21 protein-coding genes and 1 other RNA gene are annotated in these 19,200 nt (G+C 62.8%); 18 read left to right on the forward strand and 4 right to left on the reverse strand.

The genetic code is table 11. The annotated features are described in order from the left end of the window. The first annotated feature begins 9 nt into the window (after window positions 1–9). From ACU8YE_RS13640 to ACU8YE_RS13665, 6 genes are all read left to right on the forward strand, one after another. A complete protein-coding gene (locus ACU8YE_RS13640; protein WP_232041947.1) occupies window positions 10–954 on the forward strand; it encodes a LysR substrate-binding domain-containing protein in 945 nt (314 codons plus the stop codon). Between the two features lie 152 nt (window positions 955–1,106). Continuing rightward, window positions 1,107–2,408, forward strand: a complete 1,302-nt coding sequence (locus ACU8YE_RS13645; RefSeq protein ID WP_232041948.1) for a Glu/Leu/Phe/Val family dehydrogenase — start codon at window positions 1,107–1,109, stop codon at window positions 2,406–2,408. 520 nt (window positions 2,409–2,928) lie between these two features. Continuing rightward, window positions 2,929–3,837 (forward strand): glutamate/aspartate ABC transporter substrate-binding protein, encoded by a 909-nt coding sequence (locus ACU8YE_RS13650; protein ID WP_322017747.1) that lies wholly within the window; start codon window positions 2,929–2,931, stop codon window positions 3,835–3,837. A 99-nt stretch (window positions 3,838–3,936) separates the two neighbouring features. Next, a complete protein-coding gene (locus ACU8YE_RS13655) occupies window positions 3,937–4,665 on the forward strand; it encodes an amino acid ABC transporter permease (RefSeq protein WP_232041950.1) in 729 nt (242 codons plus the stop codon). Between the two features lie 17 nt (window positions 4,666–4,682). Next, on the forward strand, window positions 4,683–5,366 hold the full coding sequence (gltK, locus tag ACU8YE_RS13660) for a glutamate/aspartate ABC transporter permease GltK (RefSeq protein ID WP_232041951.1): 684 nt from the start codon (window positions 4,683–4,685) through the stop codon (window positions 5,364–5,366). After that, window positions 5,363–6,097 carry an amino acid ABC transporter ATP-binding protein gene (locus ACU8YE_RS13665; RefSeq protein ID WP_414560168.1) on the forward strand — a complete coding sequence of 245 codons (735 nt, stop codon included), beginning with the start codon at window positions 5,363–5,365 and terminating at the stop codon, window positions 6,095–6,097. The genes gltK and ACU8YE_RS13665 overlap by 4 nt, the downstream gene beginning before the upstream one ends. Before the next feature lie 75 nt (window positions 6,098–6,172). On the opposite strand, the gene ACU8YE_RS13670 is transcribed toward ACU8YE_RS13665, so the two are convergent. Continuing rightward, entirely contained in the window at window positions 6,173–7,003 is an 831-nt protein-coding gene (locus tag ACU8YE_RS13670) for a class II glutamine amidotransferase (protein WP_024976643.1), read from the reverse strand. A 158-nt stretch (window positions 7,004–7,161) separates the two neighbouring features. Here ACU8YE_RS13670 and ACU8YE_RS13675 point away from each other — a divergent pair, with 158 nt between their 5' ends. From ACU8YE_RS13675 to rnpB, 4 genes are all read left to right on the forward strand, one after another. Further along, the gene (locus ACU8YE_RS13675; protein WP_446928934.1) at window positions 7,162–8,460 is read left to right on the forward strand and encodes a glycerate kinase type-2 family protein; all 1,299 of its coding nucleotides are present in this window, start codon (window positions 7,162–7,164) and stop codon (window positions 8,458–8,460) included. A gap of 33 nt (window positions 8,461–8,493) precedes the next feature. Continuing rightward, a complete protein-coding gene (gene pyrC, locus ACU8YE_RS13680) occupies window positions 8,494–9,528 on the forward strand; it encodes a dihydroorotase (protein WP_004633200.1) in 1,035 nt (344 codons plus the stop codon). 1 nt (window position 9,529) lies between these two features. Beyond that, the gene (locus ACU8YE_RS13685; RefSeq protein WP_446928935.1) at window positions 9,530–10,333 is read left to right on the forward strand and encodes a DUF3025 domain-containing protein; all 804 of its coding nucleotides are present in this window, start codon (window positions 9,530–9,532) and stop codon (window positions 10,331–10,333) included. Between the two features lie 13 nt (window positions 10,334–10,346). Next, window positions 10,347–10,688, forward strand: an RNA gene (rnpB, locus tag ACU8YE_RS13690) — RNase P RNA component class A. A 1-nt stretch (window position 10,689) separates the two neighbouring features. On the opposite strand, the gene ACU8YE_RS13695 is transcribed toward rnpB, so the two are convergent. Next, window positions 10,690–11,136, reverse strand: coding sequence for an OsmC family protein (locus tag ACU8YE_RS13695; RefSeq protein WP_232041954.1), 447 nt, complete (start codon window positions 11,134–11,136; stop codon window positions 10,690–10,692). Window positions 11,137–11,834: 698 nt separating this feature from the next. Here ACU8YE_RS13695 and rplM point away from each other — a divergent pair. The 5 genes from rplM (at window position 11,835) to erpA (ending at window position 14,604) form a co-directional block, all read left to right on the forward strand. Next, window positions 11,835–12,263 carry a 50S ribosomal protein L13 gene (rplM, locus tag ACU8YE_RS13700; protein ID WP_009239122.1) on the forward strand — a complete coding sequence of 143 codons (429 nt, stop codon included), beginning with the start codon at window positions 11,835–11,837 and terminating at the stop codon, window positions 12,261–12,263. Window positions 12,264–12,275: 12 nt separating this feature from the next. Then, window positions 12,276–12,668 carry a 30S ribosomal protein S9 gene (gene rpsI / locus ACU8YE_RS13705; RefSeq protein WP_004633190.1) on the forward strand — a complete coding sequence of 131 codons (393 nt, stop codon included), beginning with the start codon at window positions 12,276–12,278 and terminating at the stop codon, window positions 12,666–12,668. A gap of 231 nt (window positions 12,669–12,899) precedes the next feature. Continuing rightward, window positions 12,900–13,655, forward strand: coding sequence for a DUF6776 family protein (locus ACU8YE_RS13710; protein ID WP_446928936.1), 756 nt, complete (start codon window positions 12,900–12,902; stop codon window positions 13,653–13,655). A gap of 43 nt (window positions 13,656–13,698) precedes the next feature. Beyond that, window positions 13,699–14,103, forward strand: a complete 405-nt coding sequence (locus ACU8YE_RS13715; RefSeq protein WP_012761179.1) for a bactofilin family protein — start codon at window positions 13,699–13,701, stop codon at window positions 14,101–14,103. Window positions 14,104–14,229: 126 nt separating this feature from the next. Next, window positions 14,230–14,604, forward strand: coding sequence for an iron-sulfur cluster insertion protein ErpA (gene erpA, locus ACU8YE_RS13720; RefSeq protein WP_004633183.1), 375 nt, complete (start codon window positions 14,230–14,232; stop codon window positions 14,602–14,604). A 66-nt stretch (window positions 14,605–14,670) separates the two neighbouring features. On the opposite strand, the gene ACU8YE_RS13725 is transcribed toward erpA, so the two are convergent. Beyond that, window positions 14,671–15,825, reverse strand: a complete 1,155-nt coding sequence (locus tag ACU8YE_RS13725) for an anhydro-N-acetylmuramic acid kinase (protein WP_446928937.1) — start codon at window positions 15,823–15,825, stop codon at window positions 14,671–14,673. Window positions 15,826–15,999: 174 nt separating this feature from the next. Here ACU8YE_RS13725 and tyrS point away from each other — a divergent pair, with 174 nt between their 5' ends. Genes tyrS through ACU8YE_RS13740 form a run of 3 tightly spaced genes read left to right on the forward strand, consistent with a single transcriptional unit; the run spans window position 16,000 to window position 18,473 of the window. Continuing rightward, window positions 16,000–17,265, forward strand: coding sequence for a tyrosine--tRNA ligase (gene tyrS / locus ACU8YE_RS13730; RefSeq protein ID WP_232041957.1), 1,266 nt, complete (start codon window positions 16,000–16,002; stop codon window positions 17,263–17,265). After that, window positions 17,262–17,774, forward strand: coding sequence for a D-aminoacyl-tRNA deacylase (gene dtd / locus ACU8YE_RS13735; RefSeq protein ID WP_343620033.1), 513 nt, complete (start codon window positions 17,262–17,264; stop codon window positions 17,772–17,774). The genes tyrS and dtd overlap by 4 nt, the downstream gene beginning before the upstream one ends. Window positions 17,775–17,792: 18 nt before the next feature. After that, entirely contained in the window at window positions 17,793–18,473 is a 681-nt protein-coding gene (locus ACU8YE_RS13740) for a histidine phosphatase family protein (RefSeq protein ID WP_322017739.1), read from the forward strand. On the opposite strand, the gene ACU8YE_RS13745 is transcribed toward ACU8YE_RS13740, so the two are convergent. Beyond that, a complete protein-coding gene (locus ACU8YE_RS13745; RefSeq protein ID WP_232041960.1) occupies window positions 18,470–19,186 on the reverse strand; it encodes a queuosine precursor transporter in 717 nt (238 codons plus the stop codon). The genes ACU8YE_RS13740 and ACU8YE_RS13745 overlap by 4 nt on opposite strands. Window positions 19,187–19,200 lie beyond the last annotated feature (14 nt).

Raw genomic sequence — 19,200 nt, forward strand, 5'->3', positions numbered from 1 at the left:
GACAACGCGATGGAACTCAAATGGCTGGAAGACTTCATCAGCCTGGCGGAGACGCGCAGCTTTTCGCGCTCGGCCGAATTGCGGCACGTGACGCAGCCGGCGTTTTCGCGGCGCATTCAATCCCTTGAGGCGTGGCTCGGCAATGAGCTGATCGATCGGTCAAGCTACCCCACACGCCTGACGCCCGCCGGAGAGGTCTTCTACGAACAGGCGTTGGCGATGCTCGCCCAGGTGAGTGAGACGCGGGCCCTGATGCGCGGCCAGCGTCCGGCCAGCGCGTCGACGATCGACTTTGCCGTGCCGCATACGCTGTCGCTCACGTTTTTCCCCGGCTGGCTTGCCCAGGTGGAAGAGAAGATCGGCAAGCTGCAATGCCGGCTGCGCGCGCTCAATGTGCACGATGCGGTAATGACACTGGTGGAGGGCGGCTGCGATCTCGTGATGGTCTATCACCACGCGCGGCAAATGATCCAACTCGACCCCACGCGCTACGACATGCTGGTGCTGGGCACCGAGCGGCTCTCGCCGTTCTCCAAGCCCGACGCAAGCGGACGCCCGATTTATCGGCTTGTTCCGACCGCGCGCAAGCCGATCGCCTACCTGAGCTATACGCCCAATGCCTTTCTGGGGCGCATGGTGGATGTGCTGCTGGAAAACTCGCCGGTGGCACCGCTGCTCGACAAGTGTTACGAAACCGACATGGCCGAGGCGCTCAAGGTGATGGCGCTGGCGGGACACGGCGTGGCGTTCCTGCCCGAGAGCGCAGTACGGGACGAAGTGGCAGCCGGGCGACTGGTACGCGCCGAAGGCAAGGGGGGCGGCACCTTGTCGATCGAGATGGAGATCCGGCTGTACCGCGAGCACCCGCAGAACGGCACGCACGATCGTCGGCACCCGCAATCCAAGCGCAAGCGCGAGCTGATCGACCAGCTTTGGAGCGTATTGTCGGCGTGATCGCGCTACTTGATATACCTGCGATGGTTATGCGTTGGATGCATAACCCGATGTAAAAACGGCATTGGATTTCGTTCTGGGCGGTCCCTAAGCTGGCGGGCATTTTGTGGGACTTGAAGGGCCTTACCGAGGCCCAAAAAAGGAAGACAGCCATGTCCAATGTCGCATCTCCGTCGACACTCCAGCACGCCATCCCGTCCTATCTGCCGGCCGACAATCTCGGCCCGTGGGGCATCTACCTGCAGCAGGTCGATCGGGTCACCCCCTATCTTGGCTCGCTCGCTCGTTGGGTTGAAACGCTCAAGCGCCCGAAGCGCGCGCTGATCGTCGACGTGCCCATCCAGATGGACGACGGCCGCATTGCCCACTTCGAGGGCTACCGCGTGCAGCACAACACGTCGCGCGGCCCGGGCAAGGGCGGCGTGCGTTTCCACCAGGACGTGACGCTGTCGGAAGTGATGGCGTTGTCTGCATGGATGTCGGTGAAGAACGCGGCCGTGAACGTGCCGTACGGCGGCGCCAAGGGCGGTATCCGCGTCGACCCGCGCAAGCTGTCTTCCGGTGAACTCGAGCGCCTGACCCGCCGCTACACCAGCGAGATCGGCATCATCATCGGCCCGAACAAGGACATTCCGGCGCCGGACGTGAACACCAACGCGCAGATCATGGCGTGGATGATGGACACGTATTCCATGAACGAAGGCTCCACCGCCACCGGCGTGGTGACCGGCAAGCCGATCGCACTGGGCGGCAGCCTGGGCCGTCGTGAAGCCACTGGCCGCGGCGTGTTCGTGGTGGGCAGCGAAGCCGCACGCAACCTTGGCATCGACGTCAAGGGCTCGCGCGTGGTGGTGCAAGGCTTCGGTAACGTGGGCAGCGTGGCCGCCAAGCTGTTCCACGACGCCGGCGCCAAGGTCATTGCTGTGCAAGACCACAAGGGCATCGTGTTCAACGGCAACGGCCTCGATGTCGACGCGCTCATCAAGCACGTTGACCACAACGGCAGCGTGGCCGGCTTTGCCGCAGAGACCGTCTCGCAAGACGACTTCTGGGCACTGGACTGCGAATTCCTGATCCCGGCCGCGCTGGAAGGCCAGATCACGGCGAAGAACGCGCCCCATATCAAGGCAAAGATTGTCGTGGAAGGTGCAAACGGCCCCACGACGCCCGAGGCCGACGACATCCTGCGCGACCGGGGCATCCTGGTCTGCCCGGACGTGATTGCCAACGCCGGCGGTGTGACGGTCAGCTATTTCGAATGGGTGCAGGATTTCTCGAGCTTCTTCTGGACCGAAGACGAGATCAACCAGCGCCTGGTACGGATCATGCAAGATGCCTTCCGTGGCGTTTGGCAAGTGGCGCAGGACAACAAGGTTACTCTGCGTACGGCGGCGTTCATCATCGCCTGTACGCGGATTCTGCAGGCCCGCCAAGAGCGCGGTCTGTACCCCTGATCGGCAACGCGCTGGTCAATACCGGCGCGGTGCCCCAACAGGGCGCTGCACTGGTCTATCGCGTTGCTGCCGATCAGGCGGCCATGCGCGACGGTTGAAGAAAGCCGGTGCTCATGGGACGAACCATAACGTTCCAAAGCACCGCACCATGAGAAGGGCGATGGCACCATCGTCGTCCTTCCCATCCTCAAGTCGGGTTCGTTAAGCGACAGAGAGCGCACATCGGGCGGGCTTTATTTCCCCTTGTTTTCCTTAGCAATTGGCGGTGATCCGCTCAAGCATCGGGCCTGCGTGCCGATGTTGCAGAGCGTTGCCGTGTTTGGCGCTGCGCGTCTTTTCCGGATTTTCGGAAAAGCACAACGTAAGGTATCCGGTTGCCTGGAAAACGCGGTTGCGGCAGGGTCCGCGCCAGAGGAAAAACTCCGTTGGATTCAACGATTTAGTGGCAACACCAATACTGTCGCCAAACGTTTTTTGGTACAGTCCCGTCTTTCTCTTTCATGGTCAAAAGGAGACTTTCATGAACCTCGCCAAGCTGGCAACCGTGGTTGCAGCCGTTGGTGTCGCCATTGGTACATTCGGCAGCGCAGCCCACGCAGAAGAGCTGACTGGTACGCTCAAGAAGATCAAAGACACCGGCACCATCACCCTGGGCGTGCGCGATTCGTCGATTCCGTTCAGCTACAACGTCGGCGGTGTCCGCACGATCGGTTATTCGTACGACGTCGCCACCAAGATTGCCGAGGACGTGAAGAAGCAACTCGGCATGAAGGATCTGAAGATCAACGAGATCCCGGTCACTTCGCAAAACCGCATCACGCTGCTGCAGAACGGCACCATCGATCTGGAGTGCGGCTCGACCACGAACAACCTCGAGCGCCAGAAGCAGGCATCGTTCACGAACACCATCTTCATCATCGGCACGCGCATCATGGTGAAGAAGGATTCGGGCATCACCGACTGGGCACAGCTCAAGGGCAAGAACGTCGTGACCACCGCCGGCACGACGTCGGAACGCCTGCTGCGCAAGATGAACGATGAAAAGCAGATGGGCATGAACATCATCAGCACGAAGGACCACGGCCAGTCGTTCCTGACGCTGGAATCGGGCCGCGCTGTTGCGTTCATGATGGACGACGCCCTCCTGTATGGCGAGCGCGCCAAGGCCAAGAACCCGGCTGACTGGGTGGTCGTGGCCAAGCCGCAATCGCGCGAAGCCTACGGCTGCATGGTTCGCAAGGACGACAAGCCGTTCAAGACTTTGGCTGACAAGACCATCGCCGGCATGATGAAGGACGGCTCGATCGCTGCCGAGTACAAGAAATGGTTCGAGCAGCCGGTTCCGCCCAAGGGCGTGAACATGGAGTTCCCGCTGTCGGACGACATGAAGGCGCTGATCAAGAACCCGAACGACAAGGCTCTTGACTGATCGGCTCCCTCAACGGGCCTGATACAAGCGTCACCGAAACGGAAGGCAAAGGCCGGTTAACAGGTCTTCACCCTTCCGTTTCTTTTTGAGGGAACCATCATGAATTACCACTGGAACTGGGGTGTCTTCTTTACGGAAGCCGCCCAGAATCAGACCTATCTCGACTGGCTGCTGGCGGGGTTGAAGACGACCGTCGTACTCGGCCTGTCTTCCTGGATCATCGCGCTCGTCATCGGCTCCGTGCTGGGCGTGCTGCGTACGGTGCCGAACAAGTGGCTGTCGGGCCTTGCCGCCGCGTACGTTGAGCTGTTCCGCAACATTCCGCTGATCGTGCAGCTCTTCATCTGGTACTTCGTCATGCCCGAACTCGTGCCGGGTGGCGATTACATCAAGCAGATGAATCCCAACACGGCGATGTTCCTGTGCGCAATGCTGTGTCTCGGTACCTTTACCGCGGCGCGTGTCTGCGAGCAGGTGCGCTCCGGTATCAATTCGCTTCCGCGCGGTCAACGCAACGCCGGCTTGGCCATGGGGTTCACGCTGGCGCAGACGTATCGCTACGTGATGCTGCCGATGTCGTTCCGGATCATCGTGCCGCCGCTCACGTCGGAGTTCCTGAACATCTTCAAGAACTCGGCCGTGGCATCGACCATCGGTTTGCTTGAGCTTGCCGCACAAGGCCGCCAACTGGTTGACTACACCGCGCAGCCGTACGAATCGTTCATCGCCGTGACGCTGATGTACATGCTGATCAACCTGACCGTAATGGGCCTGATGCGCTGGGTGGAAGCACGTTCCCGGCTGCCTGGCTTCATCGGTGGCAAGTAATCGGGCGAGGACTCTTCATGGCTTATCAATTCGATTTCTCGTCCATCAACGCCGACAACATGCGCGTGCTCGGCGAGGGGATGGTCCTCTCGCTCCAGATTACGGGCACGGCCATCCTGGTCGGCATCGTCTGGGGCACGCTGCTGGCGATGATGCGCCTCTCCGGCATCAAGCCGCTGCAGTGGTTCGGGCAGGCGTACGTGAACCTTTTCCGGTCCATCCCGCTGGTGATGGTGCTGTTGTGGTTTTTCCTGATCGTGCCGCAGTTGCTGCAGAAGATCTTTGATCTGTCGCCGGCAACCGACATGCGCATGACCTCCGCGCTGGTCGCTTTCGCGCTATTTGAAGCAGCGTATTACTCGGAGATCATCCGCGCCGGTATCCAGAGCGTGTCACGCGGGCAGATGTTCGCGGCCTATGCGATGGGCATGACGTACGGCCAGGCCATGCGTCTGGTGATCCTGCCGCAGGCATTCCGCAACATGATTCCGCTGCTGCTCACGCAGGCCATCGTCCTGTTCCAGGATACGTCGCTGGTGTATGTGAGCGCGCTGTCGGACTTCTTTACGCAGGCATACAACATCGGTGAGCGCGACGGCCGTATCGTCGAACTGCTGCTGTTTGCCGGCTTGTGCTATTTCGTGATCTGCTTCGGCGCCTCCGTGCTGGTGAAGCGACTTCAGAAGAAGGTGACCCAATGATCGAGATCAAGAACGTTTCCAAGTGGTACGGCAGCTTCCAGGTGCTGACCGACTGCACCACCAGCGTGAAGAAGAGCGAGGTGGTGGTGGTGTGCGGCCCGTCGGGTTCGGGCAAGTCCACGCTCATCAAGACCGTCAATGCGCTGGAGCCGTTCCAGAAGGGCGAGATCCTCGTTGACGGCACTTCTGTGGGCGCCAAGGGTACGAACCTGCCGAAGCTGCGCTCGCGCGTGGGCATGGTGTTCCAGAACTTCGAGCTGTTTCCGCATCTGTCGATTACCGAGAACCTGACGATCGCGCAGCAAAAGGTGCTGGGCCGCTCGAAAGAGGAAGCCATGGCCAAGGGGCTGAAGTATTTGGATCGGGTGGGCCTGAAGGCGCACGCAGCCAAGTACCCAGGGCAACTGTCGGGCGGTCAGCAGCAGCGCGTGGCTATCGCACGTGCGCTGTCGATGGACCCGATCTGCATGCTGTTCGACGAGCCGACCTCGGCACTGGACCCGGAAATGGTCAACGAAGTGCTCGACGTGATGGTGGAACTGGCCAAGGAAGGCATGACCATGATGTGCGTGACCCACGAAATGGGCTTCGCTCGCAAGGTCGCCAACCGCGTGATCTTCATGGACCAGGGCCGCATCGTTGAAGACTGCGAGAAGGAAGAGTTTTTCGGCAACATCGACGCTCGTTCCGACCGTGCCAAGCAGTTCTTGTCGAAGATCCTGTCGCATTGATCGACGGTTCCCGGCAACAAAAAGCCGCTCCGGGTGTAGCCCACTCGGAGCGGCTTTTTTACGGGCACTGCGATGTCAGGTGCAGGCGGTGTTGGCTGCGTTGGCGATCTGCACGGCTTCTGGAATCGGCACCTTGGTCGCCATCGTGGCCTGGCCTGATTCGAACATCAGCAGCTCGCCCGGCACGAATTGCGTCCAGACTTCGTTGTCGGTGAGCGGCGCGGTCGCGATGACGGCCACGCGGTCGGCAGGTGTCGTGTATTTGGCGAAGTCGATCGTCATGTCGGCGTCGATCAAGTGCGCCGTCGAGAACGGCCACTGCCGCACGATGTAATACAGCCGCGTCGAGCAATGCGCAAACTGCGCCTGCCCGTTGCACAGCAGGAAATTGAACACGCCGTAGCGGGTGATTTCCTTGGTGATGTCAGACAGCGCGTAGAACAGTTCGTTGAGCGGCGGCTGTGAACCCGGAAAGCGCTTGCGCAGTGCCTGCATGATGAAGCAGAAGGCCAGTTCGCTGTCGGTATCCCCCACGGGCTGATAGACACCCGAGAGGAACGGCGAGAAGTTCTTCAAATCGCCGTTGTGGGCGAAGATCCAGTGCCGGCCCCACAGCTCACGCATGAAGGGGTGGCAGTTTTCCAGTCGCACCGTGCCCTGCGTCGCCTTGCGGATGTGCGAGATGACGTTCTTGGACTTGATCGGATAGCGCTTGACCAGTTCCGCCACCGGCGAGGTGCCGGCCGACTGGTTGTCGATGAACAGGCGGCAGGCTTTGTCTTCGAAGAAGGCGACGCCGAAGCCGTCGGCATGGTGGTCGGTCACGCCACCGCGCGCGGCGAACCCGGTGAACGAGAACGTCACATCGGTCGGTTCGGCGCAGTTCATGCCCAGCAGCTGGCACATGGTGGGGGAAAAGTCGGATGCAATAAAATAGCCATTATCCTGCCGGCCGCCGGGGGTGCCAAGCGCCTTCGTCTTCACGGCGCCGCGCCTGGCTGCCGGGCGTTGCGCACATGCCGCAACCCACCCGCACCCGACTGCCTTAACCGGAAGCCATTCCCATGAAGCTCGACCGCACCGCCGCCCGCGCCCTCCTGCTGGAGAGCTACGCCGCCGCCGTGGGCGCGGCCGATCCGCTCAAGATCGTCGCAAACTTCCTCCCGCCACCGCATGTCGGCGGCAAGACGCTGGTGGTTGGCGCCGGCAAGGCGGCTGCCTCGATGGCGCTGGCTGTCGAGCAGGCCTATGCCGGCCGCGCACAGATCGAAGGCGTGGTCGTCACGCGCTATGCGCATGGGCTGCCGACCGAGCACATCCGCGTCATCGAAGCCGGGCACCCGGTGCCGGACGAAGCCGGCGAGCAGGCGGCGCAGGAAATCCTGGATCGCGTCTGCGCGCTTACCAAGAACGACCGCCTGATCGTGCTGGTCTCCGGCGGCGGCTCCAGCCTGCTGTCCCTGCCCGCCGAAGGCATCCCGATGGCCGATCTGAAGGCCGTGACACGCGAACTTCTGCGCTGCGGCGCGCCGATCACCGACATGAACATCGTGCGCAAGCACCTGTCGCGTATTCAGGGCGGGCGGCTAGCCGCTGCATCCCGGGCGCCGGTCACGACGCTGATCGTCTCCGACGTGGCGGGCGACGATCCGAGCGCCATTGCCAGCGGCCCGACCGTGCCGGATGCAAGCACCTACGCCGATGCGCTTGCCATCATCAAGCGGTGGGGCGCACAGATGCCCGATACCGTGCGCGCGCACCTTCAACGTGGAGCACGCGGCGAGATTGCCGAAACGCCCAAGCCCGGCGACGCCTGCTTTGCACGCGTGACCAATCACGTCATCGCCACCGCGCAACAGAGCCTCCAGGCCGGCGCGCAGGTGTTTGCGGCGCGCGGTATCCACACGGCCATCCTTGGCGACACGGTGACCGGCGAGGCTCGCGAGGTCGCCCAGGTATACGGGGCGCTGGCGCGCCAGGTGCGCCAGCACGGCACGCCGTTTGCGGCGCCGGTAGCACTCATCTCCGGCGGCGAATGCACGGTGACGATTCCGCCGGGCTTGAGGGGCGGTCGCGGCGGGCGCTGCGCGGAGTTCCTGCTCTCGCTCGGCGTCACGCTCGAAGACATGGGCGACGTCTATGCCCTCGCCGCCGATACAGACGGCATCGACGGATCGGAGGACAATGCGGGGGCGCTGCTCGACCCCGACTCCATCGCCCGCGCGGCCGCCAAGGGCGTCGCCGCCCGCGCCGCGCTCGACGCACATGACGCCTACGGTTTCTTTGCCGCCGCCGATGACCTGATTGTCACCGGCCCGACGCGCACCAACGTCAACGACTACCGCGTCATCCTCATTCTCTGATTCACGTTTTTGCTGACCGCTTCCGCACGCACCATGACCGATACTCTTACGATCGTCCGCCCCGATGACTGGCACCTGCACCTGCGCGATGGCGATGCCCTCGCCGATGTGGTGGGCGACACCGCGCGCCAGTTCGGCCGGGCGATCATCATGCCGAACCTCAAGCCGCCCGTGACCACGACTGCGCAGGCGCGCGCCTACCGCGAGCGCATTCTCGCCGCGTTGCCCGCAGGCACGCAGTTCGAGCCGCTGATGACGCTGTATCTGACCGACAACACCTCGCCCGAGGTGATCCGGGAAGCCCGCGCCAGCGGTTTCATCCACGGCGTGAAGCTGTATCCGGCTGGCGCGACCACCAACAGCGATGCCGGCGTGACGGACCTGCGCCGCTGCGCCAAGACGCTCGAAGCCATGCAGGAAGTCGGCATGCCGTTGCTCGTGCACGGCGAGGTGACCGACCCGACCGTCGACATCTTCGATCGCGAGGCGGTCTTCATCGACACGGTGATGCTGCCGTTGCGCCGCGATTTCCCCGCGCTGAAGGTCGTGTTCGAGCACATCACCACCAAGCACGCGGCCGAATACGTGCGCGATGCGGAGGGCCCGGTTGGCGCGACCATCACCGCGCACCATCTGCTGTACAACCGCAATGCACTGTTTGTCGGCGGCATCCGCCCGCATTACTACTGCCTGCCGGTGCTCAAGCGCGAAACACACCGTCTGGCACTGGTGGCCGCGGCCACCTCGGGCCACCCCCGCTTCTTCCTCGGTACCGACAGCGCGCCGCATGCCAAGGGTGTAAAGGAACACGCCTGCGGTTGCGCCGGCTGCTACACCGCGCTGCACGCCATGGAGCTGTACGCCGAGGCCTTTGAAGACGCCAACGCACTCGACAAGCTCGAAGGCTTCGCAAGCCTCCATGGGCCGGACTTCTATGGCCTGCCACGCAACGCCGGTACGCTCACGCTCACCCGCTCGCAGTGGCAGCTTCCCGCCGAAGTCCCGTTCGGTGAGCAGACGCTGGTGCCGTTGCGCGGCGGCGAGATGCTGCGCTGGAAGTCTGTCTGACTTGGCGATTGACTGCCTACGTGCGATCGACTGGAGCCATCCGGCGTTCGCACCGCTCGCGGCGGTCGGCGTCCCAATTGCACGCGCGATTGAGGAAGGCGCCGATCTTCGAGACGCACTGAACGCACATTCGGCCGCGCAGGTAATCCGCACCGCTGGAGGCCATGCCCTGCGCTTCGTCCCGCAAGATGCCTTGCCGGCCGACACCGCTTACGAAGCACACATCGCCGCCACCGGCGGGGTGCCGACGCGGGACAACCTCCACGATTTCTTCAACGCGCTGATCTGGCTGCATTGGCCGCGTGCCAAGGCGGCACTCAACGCACGCCAGGCGCGGGCGATTGCGCAGGATGGGATTGGCGCGGCACGCGGCGCCGTCCGCGATGCCGCCACGTTGCTCGACGAAAACGCCCTGATCTTCCTGCACACCGAAGACGCACCGGAGCGAAGCCTGACCGGCTTCGATTGGCGCGGCTTGTTCGTGGAGGGCAGGGCAGCATGGGGCGCCACCTGCGCCGTTCTGCTGTTCGGTCATGCGCTGCTGGAAAAGCTGGTCGCGCCGTACAAGTCGATCACCGCACATGCGTGGCCGCTGCACGTGGCTGCGTTGCCGGCAGATCGCCCGTCACTCGACGCAGCGCTGGCCGAGACGCTGCTGCACGCCGATCTCGCGCCCCGCCATTTCCGCCCGTTGCCCGTCATGGGGATTCCGGGCTGGTGCGATGCCAATGTCGACGCCGGCTTCTATCTGGATACGACGGTCTTTCGGCCAGGCCGGCGGCGCTTCGTACCTGAACAGTGCTAGACTCGCGCCTCGCGAAGCGGACCAGACAACCGCTGCTTTCGCCGCCTCGTGCGACGGAAGGGGAGGAAAGTCCGGACTCCATAGAGCAGGGTGATGGCTAACGACCATCCACGGTGACGTGCGGAATAGGGCCACAGAGACGAGTCTTCGCCCCAGGCTTCGGCCAGGGCGAAGGGTGAAACGCGGTAACCTCCACCCGGAGCAATCCCAAGTAAGCAGGCGATGAAGCGGCTCGCTGAGTCTGCGGGTAGGGAGCTTGAGCCGGCTGGCAACGGCCGGTCTAGAGGAATGGTTGTCACGCCGCTGGCTTCGGCCACGCGGTGCACAGAATCCGGCTTATCGGTCCGCTTCGCTTCTTATTCCGATGCCGTCGGCTGGCTGGCCAGGTCCACCAGTTCCAATGAGTGCGTGATCTCGGCCGTCTTGGCCAGCATGATCGACGCTGAGCAGTACTTCTCGTGCGAAAGCTGCACGGCGCGTTCCACCGTTTCCCGCTTCAGGTTTCGCCCCGTCACCGTGAAGGTGAAGTGGATGCGCGTGAAGACCTTCGGGTCGGTCTCGGCGCGATCGGCATGCAGCTTGACGCTGCAGCCTTGCACGTCCTGCCGGCCTCGCTTGAGGATCAGCACGACGTCATAGGCGGTGCAGCCGCCGGTGCCCAGCAGGACCATTTCCATCGGGCGCGGTGCGAGGTTGCGGCCGCCCCCGTCGGGCGCACCATCCATCGTGACGAGATGGCCGCTGCCGGTTTCCGCCAAAAAGGCCATGCCATCCGGGCCGGTCCAGCTCACTGTGCAATCCATGTCCAATCCTTGTGCAGAGGGTCGGCCAGCGCCGACGAAAAGCCACATTGTAGCCATCGGCCCGCGCATGCGTTGCCAGCCTAGGGTGAACGCGGCTTGACAGTGATACCTGCGCAAAAAGGTGCAACCCGTCTTCTGTGCACCCAAATCGCGCCAGAATTCGAGGGATATCTCTAGTGCGCACCAGATCGGAAGATCTGAAATTTTCGCAAGATATTGATTTTGAAAGGAAATTTTGACATGTCGCCGATGAAATTCGCATTCCGCATTACGAAATGCGATTTCGTAGTGCAAATTCCCTTGCGCGTGCCCCAGAAATGGGTATAATTTGCACCATTGGATCGGCTGATGCGGTGCAACCCACCAAGTCAACGATCAGCAGGTGTCTCCTCCACCCTCCTCCTTTGGTGGATTCAAACCCAAGCTCAGTGGCTTGGGTTTTTTTTGCCTTCAGGATTTGCGCGCACCTTTTCCTTGTGTCAAGGAGACCGTGCACGGTACAATCGAAATCTTTTCCGGATTGCCCGCGGAAAAGAAATTCAGAGAGCCCGCACCAACAAGCGGGAAGGCGGGCCGGCGATGACCTCGCATGAGGTTGCGCAGGCGTCCGCAAGACGATCCGTTCGTGAGCAGTCTGAACGTAAGTTCTCAGCGCGATACGGGTCCACTCGGGCACTGACTCAATATTTGGAAAAATCATGAAGACCTTTTCCGCAAAGCCCCATGAGGTGAAGCGCGATTGGTACGTGATTGACGCGACGGACAAGGTCCTCGGGCGTGTCGCCAGCGAAGTGGCACACCGACTGCGCGGCAAGCACAAGCCCGAATTCACTCCGCACGTCGATACCGGCGATTTCATCATCGTCATCAACGCAGCCAAGCTGCGCGTGACGGGCGCCAAGACGACCGACAAGAAGTACTATCGCCACTCGGGTTACCCGGGCGGTATCTACGAAACGACGTTTGGCAAGATGCAGCAGCGTTTCCCGGGCCGCGCCCTGGAGAAGGCTGTGAAGGGCATGCTGCCGAAGGGTCCGCTGGGCTACGCGATGATCAAGAAGCTGAAGGTTTACGCCGAAGGCTCGCATCCGCACGAAGCTCAGCAGCCGAAAGCGCTGGAAATCTAAGGGGCCTAATCCATGATCGGAAACTGGAACTATGGCACCGGCCGCCGCAAGAGCGCTGTGGCACGTGTCTTCATCAAGTCCGGCAAGGGCGACATCATTGTCAACGGCAAGGCCATCAACGAGTACTTCGCTCGTGAAACCTCGCTGATGATCGTGCGTCAGCCGCTGGAACTGACCAACCACGCAGCTACGTTCGACATCAAGGTGAACGTGGTCGGCGGCGGGGAAACCGGCCAAGCCGGTGCGGTGCGCCACGGCATCACCCGTGCCCTGATCGACTACGATGCAACGCTCAAGCCCGCCCTGTCGAAGGCCGGTCTGGTGACGCGCGATGCACGCGAAGTCGAGCGTAAGAAGGTTGGTCTGCGCAAGGCCCGCCGCGCCAAGCAGTTCTCGAAGCGTTAATCCGCTTCCTGCTGCTTCAGCAAAAAACCACACCCTCGGGTGTGGTTTTTTGTTTTTGAGGATTCGAACCAAACGGTGTGATCTTTGCGGCGCCTTGCTTACCCTTTGCAACAGCTCCGACATGTCCACGGGACTACAATTCACATTTCGTTAGCGTTCGGCCCGTATGATGCAATCCGCTGTTTCTCCTAATCCGATTCTGATCTGCAAGGCGGGTCAGGAGACGTGCGCATGAAGGCGCGTCGCTTGTTGCGTCGCGCTTCCGTGCTCGCGCCGAACGTCACGGTACGTTCGCGCTTGCCTTGGCCTGTAACGGTGTTGTTGATTGCGGTGGTACTTGGGCTTGCGGCCGCGGCGGCGCTGTGGGCGTTCGAAGAAGGGCGCCGCCTGACCGGTCCGCACGATGCTGATTTGCGTGCAATGAACCGCGAGCTGACCGCCAAGCTGGCTGCCGTGCAAGCCGAACGAGACAAGCTTTCTGCATCCGCCGGCACCGTGGACGCACGTCTGGGGATCGCCGAAGGTGCTCAGGCGCAAATGGCGGAGCAACTCAAGGCGCTGGAAACCGAAAACGCGCAGTTGAAGGAGGATCTGGCTTTCTTTGACAGCCTATTGCCGGCGCCCACCAATTCCGCCGGTATCTACGTGCGCAGCTTCCGCATCGCGCCGGACGAGGCACAGCCGACGCGCATGCGCTTCCGGGTTCTGCTGATGCAGGGCGGAGGTATGGCGTTCGCGCCGGTCTCCGAATTCGAGGGGCAATTGGCGCTCACGCTGAACGTCGTGCAGGGCGGCAAAGCTGCTACGATCGATTTCCCGGGCACGGTGGCCAGCGGATCGCCCGCCACCAGCGCCCGCGTCAAGCTCACGCACTACCAGCGCCTCGAGGGCTGGGTGGATGTGCCCCCTGGCACCACGGTGCAATCGGTGATGGTGAAAGTGCTGCAGAACGGCAAGATCAAAGCGAGCCAGAGTTTTTCCATCTGACAGGCATTGTCCTGTCGAGGATCCGTACACAGAGGAGTCGACGATGCTGTTTGGCAAAAAGAAAGGGCTGGCGATCGAAACGCTACTGGGGGCCCGTACCAAGCTGGAGGGGGATCTGCGCTTCTCGGGCGGTCTGCGAATCGACGGCGAAATCAAGGGCAACATCTATGGCGATCCTGACAAGCCCAGTATGTTGGTCATTACTGACAGCGCTCGTGTCGAGGGCGAAGTGCACGTCGGCCATCTGATCCTGAACGGCACAGTGGTCGGCCCCGTGCATGTGGCGGAGCTGCTGGAGCTGCAGCCGAAGGCACGCATCGAAGGCAACGTGCAATATGCGGCGCTGGAGATGCACCAAGGCGCGGTAGTCATGGGCACGTTGACGCACGCGGCACCCGGCGATGTGAAGTTGCTGCCCAATCTGAAGCTGGCGTCCAATCAGGATTGATCACATCGCCCGCTGGCCGTTGCTGGCGTACCGCACAATGCCCACTTGAAACGCAAGGCTTCGGCACGATTTGCAGCTTGCGCTTAAAATACAAGCAAGTTTCAGACGTTCCCACAGGAGATTTTCATGAACGCAGTCGCGCAGGCAGCCACGCCCGATGTGAACGAGGTTCCGGCTCCGCTGGTCTTTACGGACAGCGCTGCGGACAAGGTCAAGCAACTGATTGAAGAAGAAGGCAACCCGGAGTTGAAGCTGCGCGTGTTCGTGCAAGGCGGCGGGTGCTCGGGCTTCCAGTACGGCTTCACCTTTGACGAAGAGACCAACGAGGACGATACGACCATGACCAAGAATGGCGTGTCGCTCTTGATCGACTCGATGAGCTACCAATACCTGGTGGGCGCCGAGATCGACTACAAGGAAGACATCAACGGCGCGCAGTTCGTCATCAAGAACCCGAATGCTTCGACCACATGTGGTTGCGGCTCGTCGTTCTCGGTCTGACGCCACATCGCTGTAAAGGAAAAAGCGCACTTCGGTGCGCTTTTTTGTTGCCTGCAGACAGGGCGCTCAGGCCGGGTAGATTGCGCCGAGGATGCGACCGCCCGATGCGCCGGTCGCCGTGTGCAGGTTGCCGTGGGCGCGGAGCACGCACTGTCGCGCGAGCCACGCAAAGGCCAATGCCTCCACCTGATGCGCGGGCACACCGAACGCATCGGTCGGCGCGACTCGCACGCCCGGCAATCGCTGCGCGATACGTGCCATGAGCGCGCCATTGCGGGCGCCACCACCGCAGACCAGCAGTGACGCAGCCCGCGGAGCATGGGCACACACGGCATCGGTGATGGTGTCGGCCGTGAGGGCGAGTAGCGTCGCTTGAACATCTTCAGGGCGAACAATGTTCAGCGCATCGCCGAGGGTTTGCTGCAGCCACGCCGGGTTGAACAGGTCGCGGCCGGTGCTCTTGGGCGGCGGGGCTGAGAAGAACGGCTCGGCCTTCAGACGCGCGAGGAGCGTTTCGTCGATGCGTCCGGTGCGGGCCCAGGCGCCGTCGGCGTCGTAGCGGGTATCGCGGTGCGTGTGAACCCAGTAGTCCATCAGCGCGTTGCCGGGGCCGCAGTCGAAGCCGAGTACGGCGTCGCGCGCGTCCGAACCCTGCGGCGGCAAGACGGTGAGGTTCGCGATGCCCCCGATGTTGCATACCACGCGCCACGCGTCGGGCAGGCCGAATAGCGCGCGATGCAGCGCAGGGACAAGCGGCGCGCCTTGCCCGCCGGCGGCGATGTCGCGGCTGCGGAAATCGGCAACGACGTCGATGCCGGTGCGTTCAGCCAGCACCGCAGGGTGCTGGCTCTGGCGCGTATAGCCGGTGCCATCATGCGCGCCGGGCTGATGACGAATCGTCTGCCCATGGGCGCCGATGGCCTGTACGTCGTGCGCGGCCAGACCCGTACCGGCAAGCAGCCGGGCGACGCATTCGGCGTAGACCATGGCCAGTGCGTTGGCGGCCAATGCTTCGCGATGGATCTCGTCGTGGCCTGCATGTTGCAGGTCCAGAAAGCGCTGGCGCAGCTCGGGCGAGAAAGGCACGTAGGCGTCGGCGAGGACGGCTGGGTGTTCGCCGGAAAAGTCCGCCAGCACGCCGTCGACGCCGTCCAGGCTGGTGCCCGACATCAAGCCGATGTAGCGGTTGCTGGGAAGTGCGGTGTGGTTGGGATGGCTCATGCGCGACAGCTTACCAGCGCAATGGCGGGCCAAACGGACACATCACGGTAAAATCCAGGGATTGCGCGGCCGGCACTTCAATTGATGTCGGCCATCGTGCACGCCCCGTTTCCCCTGATTGTTGATCCGTTCGCGCCGTTTTCCATGTGCGGCGCGGTGACCTCTCTTTTTGCCATGACTGCATCTGACACTTCCGCCGTTTCCGACAACACCACGCCGGCCAAACCCAAGTACCCGGTGACCCCGGAGGTGGCGCACGCGATGGAAGTGTCGCTGCGCGGCTGCGACGAATTGCTGATCGCTGCCGAGTGGGAGCAGAAGCTGGCCAAGAGCGCCGCCACCGGCGTGCCGCTGCGCATCAAGCTGGGCCTGGACCCGACGGCGCCCGATATCCACATCGGCCACACCGTGGTGCTCAACAAGATGCGCCAGTTGCAGGATTTGGGGCATCAGGTGATTTTCCTGATTGGCGATTTCACGTCGACGATCGGTGATCCGTCCGGCCGCAACGCCACGCGCCCGCCGCTCACGCGCGAGCAGATCGAGGCCAACGCGCAGACGTACTACCGTCAGGCCAGCATGGTGCTGGATCCGAGCAAGACGGAAATTCGCTACAACAGCGAATGGTGCGACCCGCTGGGCGCGCGCGGCATCATCCAGCTTGCCGCCAAGTACACCGTCGCCCGCATGATGGAACGCGACGATTTCACCAAGCGCTACAAGGCGGGTGTGCCGATTTCGGTGCACGAATTCCTTTACCCGCTGATGCAGGGCTACGACTCGGTCGCGCTCAAGTCCGACTTGGAGTTGGGCGGCACCGACCAGAAGTTCAACTTGCTGGTCGGCCGCGAACTGCAGAAGGAATACGGCCAGGAGCCGCAGTGCATCTTGACGATGCCGCTGCTGGTCGGCCTGGACGGCGTCGAGAAGATGTCCAAGTCCAAGGGCAACTACGTCGGTATCAGCGAGGCGCCGAACGAGATGTTCGGCAAGCTGATGAGCATCTCCGACGACCTGATGTGGACGTACTACACGCTGCTGTCGTTCCGCCCGCTGGCCGAGATCGACATGATGAAGGCGGAGATCGCGCTGGGCCGCAACCCGCGCGATTGCAAAGTGCTGCTGGCCCAGGAGATCGTTGCCCGCTTCCATAGCCAGGCCGATGCCGAGCGCGCGCTGGAAGACTTCAACCACCGCGCACGCGGCGGCGTGCCGGACGATATTCCGCAGATCGAGCTGGCAGGCGCGCCGCTGGGCATTGCGCAACTGCTCAAGCAGGCTGGTCTCTGCCCGTCCACGTCGGACGCCAACCGCAATATCGAGCAGGGCGGCGTGAAGATCGACGGCGCCGTCGTCAGCGACAAGGGCCTGAAGGTGGAAGCCGGCACCTTCGTGATGCAGGTCGGCAAGCGTCGCTTTGCGCGCGTGGTGCTGAAGTGATTGGGCTGATTCAGCGGGTGTCTGAAGCGGCGGTCCGTGTGGATGGCCGCGTTGTCGGCGAGATCGGCCCGGGGTTGCTCGCGCTGGTCTGTGCCGAACGCGGGGACACCGCCGCCGAGGCCGACCGCCTGCTGGAGAAGCTGCTGAACTATCGCGTGTTCTCCGACGCGCAGGGCAAGATGAACCTGCCCGTGCGCAACATCGACGGCAACGGGCAGGCAGGCGGCTTGCTGGTGGTTTCGCAGTTCACGCTGGCAGCCGATACCAAGTCCGGCACGCGTCCGAGCTTTACGCCCGCTGCCGCTCCGGAAGATGGCCGCCGCCTGTACGAACACTTCGTGGCGCGCGCCCGTGCGCAGCATCCCATCGTGGCCACCGGCGAGTTTGGCGCAGACATGAAGGTGTCGCTCGTCAACGATGGTCCGGTCACATTCTGGCTGCAGGTGGCGCCGCAAGTCGCTCCGTCCGCCGCAAAAGCGGCCGCGCCGGAAGCGGCCAAATCTGTCTGATTCGTTCGGGAACCTGTGATGCCACGCGCCGCCGCCATTCCTCTGCCGATGCCGCAGATCACCCACATCGTGCTCATCCGCCACGGCGAGACCGACTGGAACCGCGAACGCCGCCTGCAAGGCCAGCTCGACGTGCCGCTGAACACGCAAGGGCTGGAGCAAGCGGCGCAGCTCGGCAAGGCGTTGGCGCGCGAGCGGTTCGATGCGGTGTATGCGAGCGATCTGTCGCGGGCCAAGCAGACGGCGCAGGCCCTGGCAGATGAAGTGGGTGTGACCGTGCGCGACGACGCCGGTTTGCGCGAGCGCTGCTACGGCCAGTTCGAAGGTCTGACCTACGCTGAAGTCGCCGCGCAGCATCCAGCCGACTTTGATGCCTGGCAAAACCGCGTGCCCGAGTTCGCCCCGCCTGGCGGCGAGACGCTGACTGAATTCCACGAACGTGCGGTCGAGACAGCGCTTCGCTTGATCCGTCGTCACCCCGGCGAGCGCATCGCGCTGGTTAGCCACGGCGGCGTGCTCGATTGCCTGTACCGCCACGCCAACGCCATGACGCTCACCGAGCCGCGCCAGCATGAGCTGCGCAACGCGAGCATCAACCGGCTTTCATCCGATGGTCATCAACTGACCGTGCTGCAATGGGGGGATGTCGCGCACCTGGATTTGCTGGTGCTCGACGAGGTGGACCGCCGCGTTCCTTAAACCTTCAGCCGGAACGGCGTGAAGTCGGTGTCGCGGTCGTAGTAGTCTTCGTGCTCGACGCGTTTGAGGAAGGCGACGACCCGGTACGTGAGGGGCGTCGCCACGACCTCCCAGCCGGTCTTGAGGATGTATTGCGCGATGGCCACGCGAAGCACCTGCTGGTGGGGCCAGATCCCGTAGAAGGCGATGACGTAGAACAGCGAAGAATCCACTGCCTCGCCCACCACCGTAGACCCAATGAGCCGGGTCCACAGCCATTTTCCCTCGGTAGCGATCTTCATCTTCGCCAGCGTATAGCTGTTGGCAAAGCTGCCGCACCAGAACGCGATGAGCGACCCCGCGACGATGCGGGGCGTGTTGCCGAACACGTCGTTCAGGCTCTTCTGGTAGTCCGCCATGAAGGGCGCTACCGGTAGCGCCAGCACGACCAGCGACATGAACGACGCGAAGATCAGCGCGCCAAAGCCCGCCCACACCACGCGCCGGTCGCGCCCGTAGCCGTACACCTCGGTAAGGATGTCGCCAAAGATGTACGAGATCGGGAAGAACAGCACGCCGGCGCCAAACGTCACCGGCCCGACGATCGGCAGTGTGACCTGCGCCGCCTTGGCCGCGCCGATCAGGTTCGAGCACAGCAGCACCGTGACAAAGGCTGCCATGACGAAGTCGTAGTAGCGGAACGTGCGGTTTGGGTGGTGCGGGGCGGCGGACATGTCGGGGGCGGGCG

This window comes from Ralstonia sp. VS2407, from assembly GCF_052950655.1.

Bases quoted from the DNA above. Each gene is read 5' to 3' on its own strand.
- ACU8YE_RS13740 (WP_322017739.1), top strand. From the start codon at position 17,793: ATGCCACGCGCCGCCGCCATTCCTCTGCCGATGCCGCAGATCACCCAC.
- ACU8YE_RS13665 (WP_414560168.1), top strand. From the start codon at position 5,363: ATGATCGAGATCAAGAACGTTTCCAAGTGGTACGGCAGCTTCCAGGTG.
- tyrS (WP_232041957.1), top strand. From the start codon at position 16,000: ATGACTGCATCTGACACTTCCGCCGTTTCCGACAACACCACGCCGGCC.
- ACU8YE_RS13645 (WP_232041948.1), top strand. From the start codon at position 1,107: ATGTCCAATGTCGCATCTCCGTCGACACTCCAGCACGCCATCCCGTCC.
- ACU8YE_RS13655 (WP_232041950.1), top strand. From the start codon at position 3,937: ATGAATTACCACTGGAACTGGGGTGTCTTCTTTACGGAAGCCGCCCAG.
- rpsI (WP_004633190.1), top strand. From the start codon at position 12,276: ATGATCGGAAACTGGAACTATGGCACCGGCCGCCGCAAGAGCGCTGTG.
- ACU8YE_RS13710 (WP_446928936.1), top strand. From the start codon at position 12,900: ATGAAGGCGCGTCGCTTGTTGCGTCGCGCTTCCGTGCTCGCGCCGAAC.
- ACU8YE_RS13715 (WP_012761179.1), top strand. From the start codon at position 13,699: ATGCTGTTTGGCAAAAAGAAAGGGCTGGCGATCGAAACGCTACTGGGG.
- erpA (WP_004633183.1), top strand. From the start codon at position 14,230: ATGAACGCAGTCGCGCAGGCAGCCACGCCCGATGTGAACGAGGTTCCG.
- ACU8YE_RS13725 (WP_446928937.1), bottom strand. From the start codon at position 15,825: ATGAGCCATCCCAACCACACCGCACTTCCCAGCAACCGCTACATCGGC.
- pyrC (WP_004633200.1), top strand. From the start codon at position 8,494: ATGACCGATACTCTTACGATCGTCCGCCCCGATGACTGGCACCTGCAC.
- ACU8YE_RS13650 (WP_322017747.1), top strand. From the start codon at position 2,929: ATGAACCTCGCCAAGCTGGCAACCGTGGTTGCAGCCGTTGGTGTCGCC.
- rplM (WP_009239122.1), top strand. From the start codon at position 11,835: ATGAAGACCTTTTCCGCAAAGCCCCATGAGGTGAAGCGCGATTGGTAC.
- ACU8YE_RS13670 (WP_024976643.1), bottom strand. From the start codon at position 7,003: ATGTGCCAGCTGCTGGGCATGAACTGCGCCGAACCGACCGATGTGACG.
- gltK (WP_232041951.1), top strand. From the start codon at position 4,683: ATGGCTTATCAATTCGATTTCTCGTCCATCAACGCCGACAACATGCGC.
- ACU8YE_RS13640 (WP_232041947.1), top strand. From the start codon at position 10: ATGGAACTCAAATGGCTGGAAGACTTCATCAGCCTGGCGGAGACGCGC.
- ACU8YE_RS13695 (WP_232041954.1), bottom strand. From the start codon at position 11,136: ATGGATTGCACAGTGAGCTGGACCGGCCCGGATGGCATGGCCTTTTTG.
- ACU8YE_RS13675 (WP_446928934.1), top strand. From the start codon at position 7,162: ATGAAGCTCGACCGCACCGCCGCCCGCGCCCTCCTGCTGGAGAGCTAC.
- ACU8YE_RS13745 (WP_232041960.1), bottom strand. From the start codon at position 19,186: ATGTCCGCCGCCCCGCACCACCCAAACCGCACGTTCCGCTACTACGAC.